Source organism: Leptotrichia shahii, assembly GCF_008327825.1.
Classification (GTDB): Bacteria; Fusobacteriota; Fusobacteriia; order Fusobacteriales; family Leptotrichiaceae; genus Leptotrichia; species Leptotrichia shahii.
This window is the reverse complement of the sequence record NZ_AP019827.1, coordinates 1,202,106-1,214,101: the sequence shown is the minus strand read 5'-3', so window position 1 is coordinate 1,214,101 and position 11,996 is coordinate 1,202,106. Positions and strand designations below refer to the sequence as shown.

The window sequence follows — 11,996 nt, the reverse complement described above, 5'->3', positions numbered from 1 at the left end:
AGAGAGTGGAGAAAATACAAAAAGAGGAAAAATAATTATGTAAAGAAAAGGTGGAGATGATAGCAAATAAATTGCCAATATATTAGATTTAACTGAAATATTTAATATAAAATAAAGAATATAGGAGTAATTATGAAACATAAAAAAGATAAAGTAGCAAAGACAAATGCTTTAAGACAACTGGATAAACAGAAAATTCCATATATTATTCATACTTATGAGTGGAGCGAAGATAAAAGCGGGGGACTTGGTGTTGCTGAAAAGTTTCCTGAATTGGCAGAGAGAGTCTTTAAAACGATCGTGCTGAAGGGGAAAAGTAAGAATTTGTATGTTTGTGTTATTCATGGGGAAGCACATTTGGATTTGAAAAAAGTGGCAAAGGCTTCTGGAGAGAAAAATATTGATTTGTTACCACTTGGAGAGCTTGAGAAGGAAACAGGATATATTCGTGGGGGTTGTTCTCCTGTGGGAATGAAAAGGCTGTTTAGGACTTTTTTTGACAAGGAAGTGGAGAAATTTGAAAAAATAATGGTTTCAGCTGGTAGAAGAGGGTTGCAGATGGAAGTGGAAACAAGAAAATTAGTTGAAATTGTAAATGGAGCGATTGTGGATTTGCTAATGGAAGAAATTTGATAGACTTGTTAGGAAAAAACTATATGTATCCGAAATTTGATAAAGCAAATGTTCTAAAGCAAGGGATTAAGCCCCCTTGCTAAATAGTATGTAATTTGAAATTTATAATAAATCTGTTATTCCAATAGGGAATAGTATTAAAAAAAATTGAATTTATGATTTTATACTGCTATTTAAATTTTGAAAAATAAAAAAAGAGAAAATTTTAGATAAAAATCTCTGAAACTGCAAATAACACAGCTTTCCCTCTTAACGAAACTCGATTTTTTTCTTTGTCCAATTTACAATAAAGAGTTCCCGTACGTTTGGAAGCCTGAAATGCAGCAATCTCATTTTTTCCCAATTTATATGACCAAAGTGGCACAAGATGACAATGACCAGAGCCACAAACTGGATCTTCAGCAACATTCAATTTTGGTGCAAAAGAACGAGAAATACAATCAAATTCCGAGTTTTCATCAACTTTAGCCGTAATGTGCAAAAGAAGCCCATCGAGCAATTTAATTTTTTCCAAATTTGGCTCAAACTTTTTCACAAGTTCAGAATTTTCCAAAACACAAACTAAATCCCTGTCAATAAAGACTTCCAGTGGCTTAACCCCAATCGCATCAATTATTTCTTTCGTAATTTCAACAGATTTTAAGTCGTAAGAAGGAAAATTCAATTCAAATAATTCTCCTTTTTTGTGAACAGTTAAATCGCCACTCAATGTGTCAAACACGATTTTATCAATATTTTTTTCATAAAAATTAGTTATCACAAAGGCTGTCGCCAAAGTAGCATGTCCACAAAGGTCGATTTCTCCGCCAGAAGTGAACCAACGCAATCTATATTTCTCATTTTCCTTCACAGCAAAAGCCGTCTCTGACAAATTATTCTCTCTCGTAATCGAAAGCATCAAGTCGTCATCTATCCAAGAATCCATAATGCACACAGCAGCAGGATTTCCTTTGAAAACGGTATCTGTAAAAGCGTCTACGATATATTGCTTCATATTTTTCCTTTCTGTTTATTTTGAAATAAACTTTAAAAAATTAGTTTTGAATACTTCAGAATATTGTATAGTAAAATGGGGAAAAATTCAAGGTTTAAATGAATTTTAGTTTACAATATTATAAATTTTGATATTGAATATAATAATAGCTAAAAAATTTTAAAATAAAAATTACTTGACAATATCACTAACTAGTGATATAATAAATTATTACTAATTAGTGATAAATTTAGAAGGAGAGAATTTATGAATACTGACTGGGAAAGGAATTCAGATGTCCATTTGCAGATCGTATTGCAGAGGGCTGTGAGAAAAATTGATGGAAAAATTGGAAAGGATTTTCGAGAAAAAGGGATTACAAGTTCGCAGTTTAGCGTTTTAGATGTGCTTTATACTAAAGGTGAGATGCGTATTTGTGAATTGATTGAAAAGGTACTTTCTACTTCGGGGAATATGACGGTTGTTGTGAAAAATATGGAGAAAAAGGGCTGGTTATATCGAAAAGGTTGTCCAAAAGATAAACGTGCATTTTTGGTAGGGCTGACAGATGAAGGGAAAAAAATATTTGAGAATCTTTTACCAGAGCACCGTAAGGAAATAGAGGAAACTTATGGGATTCTTTCAGATGAGGAAAGGCGAGAGTTAATTAGGATTTTGAAAAAATTTAAAGATATTTAGAATTAGTAATTTAATGAAAAAGTGAAAGTAGATCGTTATAAAATTTGGAAGAATTAAAATAAATATAAATTGAAAAATTTTAAAAGTTATTGTATTTGATAATTTAAAGTAAAACTACTTTAAAAGCAAACTCAAAAATTGTAACTATTTACTCAAAACCTAAATTTGTACAATTTTAGTAGTTTGATTTTAAATAGGTTCGAGTATAATTTATAAATAAAAAAATAAAAATTGGAGGAAAATAAAATGTCAAAAAAAACAGTATTATTAATCGTAGGATCATTTAGAAAAAATTCATTTAATTAAACAATTGCGGATTATATTGCAGAGAAATTGAAAAAAGATGTGAATGTGGAATTTTTAAATTATAGAGATGTGCCATTATTGGAGCAAGATACAGAATTTCCAGCACCTCAATCAGTTAAAGATGTTCGTGACCAAGTTGGAAAAGCAGATGCTATGTGGGTAGTTTCACCAGAATACAACGGTTCTTACCCTGCTGTATTAAAAAATTTATTGGATTGGCTATCTCGTCCGTTAGTGGCTTTTGATAGGGAAACACCAACAGTAATAGCAGGAAAACCAGTAACTGTGAGTAGTATTGCAGGTTCAACTGAAGGAAAATTTGTAAGACAAAATCTTTCAACATTATTTTCATATATCCGTATGAATCCAATGGAAGGAACTGGAACAGGGTTAATCGTACCAGCAGAAGCATGGGGAACAGGAATATTGAACTTGACTGACGAGCATAAAGAAGCCTTGAAAAAACAAGTAAAAGAATTTTTGGAATTTATTAAATAGACTTGAATTTTGAGAAAATTTGATATTTAATTTATTAAAGAAAAAAACAAAAGAAGAATAGCTTTTATTGGTTATCCTTCTTTTTTTATTAATTTAACTGTTATATTCAAAATCCAAAATATCTTTTCTAATATCCCTTATCAAAAATTTTATTAAATTATCTGATTCTGTTTGAATTAAAAGAAACAATCTTGCCAGTATTTTCCCAACAAAAACTTTTTTTATCTGATCCATCTCATTTAATGTATGATGTTTTAGAAAACTGATTAAATCGTCTACCTTATTAACAATATTATTTACTGATATATTTTCAAATCGTCTATCCGAAATAAATCTTTCATAAATCGTAGAATTTTTATTAATTCGGATTCCCTCCTTCTTCTCCACAGCCGTAGCTTTTGAAAAATGGTCATAAATTTCTGCATAAAGCATATCATTTGGACCTTCAAAGATAGTAAATGGTCTAAAGTCAATTGCCACATTGCTCATCGGATGCCCAGCTTCAAATCCTTTTGCCCCCAATAACTTTTGCGCTGTTTTTGCAGCATTGTATGTGTACTCAGTAGCAAGGCTCTTTATAATATTTGCTTCCATAAGTTTGTCTGACACCGATTTTTCAGGATCAACATTATCGCAAGTGTAATCATACATAATTTTTGACACACCATAAATTGTTTCTATTTCGTCCAGCTCCCCTTTTACAAATGGAATATCAGATTTAGAATATTTTTTTATATTTTTTACAATATATTCCATAATTCCATGTGTCATTCCAACTAGCTGTAATCGGCTTCTTATAAAGATATTTTGAAATTCTCTAAGACAGTTTGCCTTGCTTTCTGAAAGTTTTATTATATATCTTGCAGGAATTTCTGCATCAACATGATTTACAGCATATCTTACTGCTTTTAAACCTTCCGAATTTAGCACATCATAAGTTATATATTCTCTTGGAACTAAAATTAAGCTAATTATTTTTGATAATTTTCCTTCTTTCTTTTCCTTTGCTGCAATTAATAAAAAATCACTTTGAGAATTTCCTTGCCAATATTTATCAGCTTTAACATGAACTGTATTTTCATCAACATATTCATAGTAAGACTGCATTTCTTTTGCTATGGCAGATCCAGAAGTTTCAGGCTCTGTTATAGCTAGTCCTCCACCTTCTCCGTTAAATATCATTTCCAGACCTTTTTCAATTTGCTCCTCATTCCCATATTCAAGAAGCGGCTGCAATACTAATGCTCCTTCAATTCCTGTTCTAAGTGTAATTGGTACACCATAGCTACCTGCAATTCTAAGTACTTCCTGAATTTCAAACTGGCTGTTTTTTCTTCCTCCAAATTTTTCTGGCAGAAAAGGCAGTAAAAGTCCACATTTTTTTATACCTAACCATTTCTTCTCTGACAAATAGCTCATCAAATTTATCTTTTCAATATTTCCATTTGAAAAAACTTCGTTAAAAGCCTTCTTTATATTAGACAGAAATTCTTCTGTATTCATTTTTAGCAAATTTCCATTTATAAATTTATTCATTTTTCTCCTCCCAAGTAAGTAATTTAAATCAAAATATTTTGATTTTAAAATAATTTGTTTATATAACAGTTGTTATTATAACATAAATGAAAAAAAATGACAATTTATTAATAAAGTTATTTTTGTAACTTGTTTTAATTCAGTTAAGATTGAGAAAAAAAGGAATATCATCTTTTTAATTGACTGAAAAAATTAATTTAATATACTGAAAATAATAAGAAATTGAGTATAGGAGTAATGAAATTAAATTTGAAAAAATTAAAAAAAAACATTGCATTTAGTATTAAAATTTATGATTTTAGTTATAGAATTTAAGAAAAATCTGAATAGAATAAAAATTTAAAAATTCTGAAAATTTAGGAAATTACATAATTTTTTTGAAAAAATAAATTTTATTCTAAAGGGACAAAAGATGTCTCATATAAAAGTATAATTAAATAACAAATGTAAGGAGATAAAGAATGTTAGAGATATTAGATATCTTGAAGAAAAAAATTTAAGAGAAAATTTTGTTTTAATAGAAAAATTAGGAAAAAGTTTTAAATTTTGAAAAAGTGATAAATCAAGGTATAATTAAAACGTTGAGAAGAATTTTTTAGAAAGGCTTAATCTTAATCATGAAAAATGAAAATTCTGAGGAAAAATCGATTAGAATATTAAAAATAATGAAAAGGTTGAATCAAAAAGAGATAGTGAATAGAAGTGATTTAGCTAATGAATTTAGAGTCGATAAAAAAACGATACAACGAGATATAGCTACTTTGAGGAATTATTTTTTTGAAGAAGGTGAATCGGATATAAAATATTCTAGTTCAAAAAAAGGTTATTGTCTTGAAAAGAATGACAAGATAGCTTTTACAAACGAAGAACTTTTGGCTATAAGTAAAATTATCCTTGAAAGTCGGGCTTTTAATAAAGAAGAAACTGAAAAATTAATAACGAAACTAGTTAACAATTCCTCAATAAACGATAGGGAGATAATAAAAAATTTGATAAATAGTGAAAAGGTGAATTATATTCCTTTACAACATGGACAGAAACTACTCGAAAGCATTTGGAAATTAGCGCAATGTATAAAAAACCAAGAATGGGTGCATTTAAATTATACAAAAAAAGATAAACAATATAAAGAATACAGAATAAAGCCACTGTCAATAATGTTTTCTGAATATTATTTTTATCTAATTGGATATATTGAAAATAAAGAAGAATATCCTGCAATTTTTAGAATTGATAGAATGAAAAAGATAGAAAATACAGGCAGAAAATTTAAAATCTTAAATTATTCTGACAAATTTAAAGATGGTGAATTTAGAAAATATATACATTTTATGCATTCTGGACCTCTCACAAAAATTAAATTTGAGTACAAAGGTTATATTGAATACGTTCTTGATAAATTTCCAACTGCAAGAATATTAAAAGAGGAAAAAAGAGAAGAAAAAAATGTAGAATATACGATTTATAATGTTTTAACCGAGGTTTATGGGAGTTTTGGAGCAGAAATGTGGCTAAAAAGTCAAGGGGATTATGTTATTAAATATGAGATTTTAAAATAAATTATTGAAATTAAGGAGGATTGCTGTGAAAAAAATAAAAATAATCAATTTAGGAGAAACACCATTAGATGTGGTTGAAAATGAAAATTTAGAAATCATTGGAGCAAAAGATAGCTATGCAAATTTGAGAATAGATTTTCAAAATACAGATGCAATTTTTATAGTTTTAAATACGAATTTGGAAAATGAAAGAAACATTGCTTTAAAAGTAATTGAGGATGCAGAAAGAAGTAATTTTATAGGAATTTTCGATATTGGAAATGGCGATGCCGAATTATTTGATTCAAAAATAAATTTTATCACAAATTGTGAAACTGCTGAAGAGATAAAAATAGGTCTAAATGGAATAGTCAGTAGTTTGATAAATGAAGGACTAGTAAATATTGACCTAGATGATTTAAAAGTATTATTTGAAAAAACGTCAAAAGTTTCTTTTATTTCTGAAGTGGGAGAATTGAAAAATATTGAAACATTTTTAGAAAACTTGAAATTAAAATTGGGAACTTTACAAAAAAATAAAGACGGTAGAGTCTTTATTAATATAACAGGAGGACCTGAAATTTCATTGGATCAAATAAAGGATACAGTTGAAGTTGTGTCAAATATTTTTGAGAAAGCAACAATTATTTGGTGTTGTCTTTTGAATCCAGAATATGAAGAAAGCATAAAGGTTACTGTTTATAGTATGTAGTTAGGAATGGAAAATTGAAGAAATAGAATTAATACAGGAAAGAAGGGATTTTAGATGGAAAATAGAGAAAAAAATTATTGGGGATACAGAATTGATGTAAAGAATCAAGATTTCTTTTTTAAGGAATTACAGCAAGGACGTTTACGACAAGGTTTGGGGTATGCTGAAAATCAAAAATTGCCTAATACAAAGGATAGTGGTGCTAGAAAATGTATCATAATGTAAAAAAAGGAGATATACTGTTAATACCTAGATTGCCAGATTGGGGGAGCGTTGCTATAGTTGAAGCAACTGAAGATTGGGATAAAGCATATGGGTTTGAGATTGATGATGAAAAGAAAGATTATGGACATATTTTTCCTGCAAAGTACAAAGGATGTTTTAACAGACATGGAAAAGATGTTTCTGGAAATATACAAAGTACGTTAAAAGCAAGAAATAGATTTTGGAATATTAGCCGTTTTTCAGAAGATATTGAAAAAATTATGGGAAATTTAGAAGGAAATAGGGAATCAACAAGTGTTATTGAAAATATAAAAAACATTGTATCAGAACAAGTGAAATCTTCTTTTGATTTAAAGAGATTTTCTGAAAAAGTTATTGATGAATATAATCGAAAATTTACAGCTTCTCAGTGGGAAGAAGTAATAAAAAATATTTTAGAAAAAATCTATCCTGGATATGAAATTGAAAGAATTGGTGGTAGTAAAGAAGAAAAACATGGGACGGATATTTTGGTAACTATATCAGGACTTTCAAATTTGGAAAAATACAATATAGCTATGCAAGTAAAAAATTACAACGATGTGATTTCTGATAATAATATTGATAATATTATAAAACAAATAAATAAAGCCGAGGAATATGTATGGGAAAATAATGGTAAACTAATTGATAAAATTTTGGTCATAACTTCAGCAAAAAAAGAGGAAAATCCAAAATTAATTGAAGAATGTAAAAAAGAAAATATTAAAGTTATTTTTTCAGAAGAACTAGAAAAATTAATTCTTCGATCTATTATTGAAAGTATTGATTTAAAAGAAATTTTTGATGAGATGTTACAGGAATAATAATATATACAGATTATTAGAAGGTTAAATACTTAAATTTAAGAATTAATATTAGTATAAGAAGTTATCTCAAAATGATTAAAATTTTGAGTTTAGCTTCTATTTTTTTGCCTAAATTAAACACTCACTAATTTTTTATAGTTCTTTGATTACAATTTTTTTTTGATCAAAGAAAAATTAAAAAACTTTATTTCTCTTAAAACTTAGTTTTTAGTTAATTTATGAAGTTTTATATCTTCTTGTCTTTTTTTATGAATATATTTTCTTAAATTATATCCAATATCAAATATTAAAAGTTCAACTTTAGCTTTTTTATATTTTAACACTTCAAATGCTCCAATGTTCCTGTTGTAATGTATTTACAATATAAAATGTTCCTATTAAATCCTTATCTGATTTTTCCTTGTCCACAACCGATGTCTTATTTACAATACAAAATGTTCCTATTAAATGAAAGATATACGAAAGAAAATTGGATATTCTGACCTTTACAATACAAAATGTTCCTATTAAATCGAATATATTTATCTTATAATTATCTTTATCATATTGCTTTACAATACAAAATGTTCCTATTAAATTTCTATTCTCCTTATTTATACATATTTTTATTTATACTTTACAATACAAAATGTTCCTATTAAATTTGGATTTATAACAGCTGGAAATATAAATTTATTTGTCTTTACAATACAAAATGTTCCTATTAAATTTGTAATTTAGACACTAATAATTGTATGTTATCATTCTTTACAATACAAAATGTTCCTATTAAATTTTTATCAGTATTAATTGTCTTGGGTGCATTACTGCTTTACAATACAAAATGTTCCTATTAAATCTTAATTCCATATCTTTTAAATATTTGTATAATTTGACCTTTACAATACAAAATGTTCCTATTAAATGATTGTAGTAATTTTTATGATAGTTATGTAGAAGATACTTTACAATACAAAATGTTCCTATTAAATCAACGGCAAAAAAACAATTAAATTATTACGTTGCCATCTTTACAATACAAAATGTTCCTATTAAATGCTTCACTAAAACTCATTTTTATCCTCCTTATTAAGGTTTACAATACAAAATGTTCCTATTAAATTCTACAACTCCAGAGGGATGGAAAAGTCTTAATAGGCGTTTACAATACAAAATGTTCCTATTAAAGTCAAAATATTCAAAAATGGATTTTGATCCAGTAACATTTACAATACAAAATGTTCCTATTAAATATAAATACCTTCATTCTTATGCAAAAACCATTCGTTATTTACAATACAAAATGTTCCTTACTCCCATTTCCCAAGTCATTTGCTTTGATTTAACATTCGTTATTTACAATACAAAATGTTCCTATTAAATTGTTGCTTCGGATAAAGTGCCGGACCATCACGCGGATTTACAATACAAAATGTTCCTATTAAATAAAGGATAATATGCCATTTCAAACATATGTTGATCGATTTACAATACAAAATGTTCCTATTAAATATGACATTATTTTCTAATATCGATTTTGGGAGCATATTTACAATACAAAATGTTCCTATTAAAGAATGATATAAGAGGTACTGTTAGAGATAATGGTAAATTTACAATACAAAATGTTCCTATTAAATGAGAAGGCGAAAAAGAAAATTTTGAAAAAGATATGTATTTACAATACAAAATGTTCCTATTAAAGCAAAAACAGTTGATACAGAGAGTGGAACAAGCAAATTTACAATACAAAATGTTCCTATTAAATTTATAAAGGAATTCTCAAGGATTATAGAGCCAAGTGCATTTACAATACAAAATGTTCCTATTAAAAATGATGAAAACGCTTGGAACTGGTAAAACTGTAAAGCATTTACAATACAAAATGTTCCTATTAAATAGATATTGCAGACGTTGGAATAGCGGCGGTAATTTGATTTACAATACAAAATGTTCCTATTAAAATGAGATTTTACGATCCTGAAATGAACTTAGAGAAGATTTACAATACAAAATGTTCCTATTAAATACAATATATTTTCTTTTGATGTTTTTAGAATCAAGATTTACAATACAAAATGTTCCTATTAAATAAAAGAGTTGCAACAAGAAGACAACGAACTTCTGAAGATTTACAATACAAAATGTTCCTATTAAATATCGAAGAAGAAACAGCAGATAACGATACTCAAAGATTTACAATACAAAATGTTCCTATTAAATCATAAGCTCCTTTACTTCCAGCCGTTGTAAAAGATTCATTTACAATACAAAATGTTCCTATTAAATGATACACGTGTTATTAAAGCAGTTTGGAGATGAGATATTTACAATACAAAATGTTCCTATTAAATTAAATCATACACGTTTTTAGCTACTTTTTTATCAAATATTTACAATACAAAATGTTCCTATTAAATTTTTAGACTATATGAATTATGAATTATAAAAAATAAATTTACAATACAAAATGTTCCTATTAAATTTATCCTCCCCAAACTACTTATATAGTATACCACTTTTTCTCATTTTTGTCGATACCAATATTTTCATATATTTTTACCAAAAATTTCTTTTTATTTTTTTATAAAACAGTCAAAAAATCCAATAAAAATCAATATTACCGAAAATCTGTCGATGTCCCGGCTTTTTAGTGTTATTACAGGTCGACAGATTTTGTTTAAAAGAAGTTTGAAGTTTTATCATCTTCGATTCCCCAAAATTCTTTTTCTAGCCATTTTTCTTTATAAGATTTAAAAGTTATTAAGAAGTCTTTTTCTTTCAAAATGAATTTTCATTTTTTGATAATATTTGATAGTGATATTTTTTGTATTAGTTCCTAAAGTGATTGATAAAAAAGTTTAAAAATTTAAGAGAAGTTTTCGTTTTAATAAAAAATTTAGAATAATATTTTAAATTTTGAAAAATTATAAATTGAGGTATAATTAAAATGATAGAAAAATAATAAAAAATTTAATGAATCATAAATTATATAATGTATTGCAACAAATTAAAAAATTGATTACACTTTTTTACAACATTGAAAAAAATTAATCAAAAGCATAAATTAGCATAATATGTAAAAAATTAAATTTAAATACAAATTTTGGAAATGAAAGAGATGCTGTTTTAAAAATAATGAAAGGTGTTAAAAAAAAATAGTTTCGTAGGAATTTTTAATATGGAAATAAATTTATCATAAGTTATAAAACTTATGAAGAAATAAAAATAAGGATAAACAGAATAGCGAGTGGTTTAATAAACGATAAAATAGTAAATATAGATGGAGTGAGTGAATTAAGGGAGCAAGGTAAATATAAGAAAAAAGAAAGTTTAGAAAAAAAATAGAGAAAAAATTATTGGGGTTATAAAATTGCGAAAAGAGAAATCTTGTATTGAATTCTAAAAAAAATATAAATAAAGCTACAATGACATTGACATTAGAAAAAATAACGGTATACTTTTAATAAATAAATAATATAAAGATTAGTAAAAGAAGGCGATACAAAATGAAAATAACAGGATTGATGATAAACTATTATTTTGTTTGCAAACGAAAGTTGTGGTATAACTCACGAAATATTAATCTTGAAGAAGACAATGAAAACGTTCAAATGGGGAAATTAATTGATGAAAATAGTTATAATTTAGAAACAAAACAAATAATGATAGAAGAAACTGTAAATATTGATTTTATTAGACATTGGAAAGTTATTCATGAGGTTAAAAAAAGTAAATCTATTGAAAAAGCAGCTATTTGGCAAGTGAAGTATTACATTTATTTTTTAAAACAGAGAGGAATTAATATTGAAAAAGGGATCATTGATTATCCTGTGATTAAAGAGCGTAAAGAAGTATTTTTGACATTGGAAGATGAAAAAATATTAAAGGATATTTTAAAAGATATTGAAAAAATTTGTTTAGATAAAAAAATTCCTTCTGTAATTAATGAAAAAATGTGTAAACAATGTTCTTATTATGAGTTTTGCTATATTTGATAATTCTCTAAAAATAAAACTTATTTAAAAATATTTTTAAAATTGCTTAAA

11 protein-coding genes and 2 CRISPR repeat arrays are annotated in these 11,996 nt (G+C 26.6%); of the genes, 8 read left to right on the top strand and 3 right to left on the bottom strand.

Going from position 1 to position 11,996, the window contains the following annotated elements:
- The first annotated feature begins 132 nt into the window (after positions 1-132).
- A complete protein-coding gene (ybaK, locus tag F1564_RS05675) occupies positions 133-633 on the top strand; it encodes a Cys-tRNA(Pro) deacylase (RefSeq protein ID WP_018449879.1) in 501 nt (166 codons plus the stop codon).
- 205 nt (positions 634-838) lie between these two features.
- On the opposite strand, the gene F1564_RS05670 is transcribed toward ybaK, so the two are convergent.
- Entirely contained in the window at positions 839-1,627 is a 789-nt protein-coding gene (locus F1564_RS05670) for a PhzF family phenazine biosynthesis protein (protein ID WP_018449880.1), read from the bottom strand.
- Positions 1,628-1,873: 246 nt separating this feature from the next.
- Between F1564_RS05670 and F1564_RS05665 the strand changes: the two genes are divergently transcribed.
- Together F1564_RS05665 and F1564_RS05660 are read left to right on the top strand one after the other, a co-directional pair.
- On the top strand, positions 1,874-2,305 hold the full coding sequence (locus F1564_RS05665) for a MarR family winged helix-turn-helix transcriptional regulator (protein WP_018449881.1): 432 nt from the start codon (positions 1,874-1,876) through the stop codon (positions 2,303-2,305).
- Positions 2,306-2,614: 309 nt separating this feature from the next.
- On the top strand, positions 2,615-3,109 hold the full coding sequence (locus F1564_RS05660) for an NADPH-dependent FMN reductase (RefSeq protein ID WP_332103012.1): 495 nt from the start codon (positions 2,615-2,617) through the stop codon (positions 3,107-3,109).
- A gap of 93 nt (positions 3,110-3,202) precedes the next feature.
- Here the strand turns inward: F1564_RS05660 and F1564_RS05655 are convergent, their stop codons facing one another.
- Positions 3,203-4,645: an acyl-CoA dehydrogenase family protein gene (locus F1564_RS05655; RefSeq protein WP_018449883.1), complete on the bottom strand. Its 1,443-nt coding sequence runs from the start codon at positions 4,643-4,645 to the stop codon at positions 3,203-3,205.
- A gap of 617 nt (positions 4,646-5,262) precedes the next feature.
- On the opposite strand from F1564_RS05655, the gene F1564_RS05650 reads away from it, so the two are divergent.
- Genes F1564_RS05650 through F1564_RS05640 form a run of 4 tightly spaced genes read left to right on the top strand, consistent with a single transcriptional unit; the run spans position 5,263 to position 7,965 of the window.
- Complete coding sequence (locus F1564_RS05650; RefSeq protein WP_018449884.1) at positions 5,263-6,204, top strand: helix-turn-helix transcriptional regulator; 942 nt, start codon at positions 5,263-5,265, stop codon at positions 6,202-6,204.
- A gap of 25 nt (positions 6,205-6,229) precedes the next feature.
- The gene (locus F1564_RS05645) at positions 6,230-6,895 is read left to right on the top strand and encodes an FtsZ/tubulin family protein (protein WP_018449885.1); all 666 of its coding nucleotides are present in this window, start codon (positions 6,230-6,232) and stop codon (positions 6,893-6,895) included.
- 54 nt (positions 6,896-6,949) lie between these two features.
- Positions 6,950-7,120: a hypothetical protein gene (locus tag F1564_RS10120; protein WP_018449886.1), complete on the top strand. Its 171-nt coding sequence runs from the start codon at positions 6,950-6,952 to the stop codon at positions 7,118-7,120.
- The gene (locus tag F1564_RS05640; protein ID WP_018449887.1) at positions 7,105-7,965 is read left to right on the top strand and encodes a restriction endonuclease; all 861 of its coding nucleotides are present in this window, start codon (positions 7,105-7,107) and stop codon (positions 7,963-7,965) included. Before F1564_RS10120 ends, F1564_RS05640 begins: the two co-directional genes overlap by 16 nt.
- Positions 7,966-8,168: 203 nt before the next feature.
- Here F1564_RS05640 and F1564_RS10495 read toward each other — a convergent pair whose 3' ends face one another.
- Positions 8,169-8,291, bottom strand: coding sequence for a hypothetical protein (locus F1564_RS10495; RefSeq protein ID WP_269473379.1), 123 nt, complete (start codon positions 8,289-8,291; stop codon positions 8,169-8,171).
- A 31-nt stretch (positions 8,292-8,322) separates the two neighbouring features.
- Positions 8,323-9,200: a CRISPR direct-repeat array (repeat unit 29 nt; unit sequence ATTTACAATACAAAATGTTCCTATTAAAT).
- 100 nt (positions 9,201-9,300) lie between these two features.
- Positions 9,301-10,432: direct repeats of the CRISPR family, unit length 29 nt; unit sequence ATTTACAATACAAAATGTTCCTATTAAAT.
- 1,024 nt (positions 10,433-11,456) lie between these two features.
- Between F1564_RS10495 and cas4 the strand changes: the two genes are divergently transcribed.
- On the top strand, positions 11,457-11,945 hold the full coding sequence (gene cas4, locus F1564_RS05630) for a CRISPR-associated protein Cas4 (protein ID WP_018449888.1): 489 nt from the start codon (positions 11,457-11,459) through the stop codon (positions 11,943-11,945).
- The last annotated feature ends 51 nt before the right edge of the window (positions 11,946-11,996 follow it).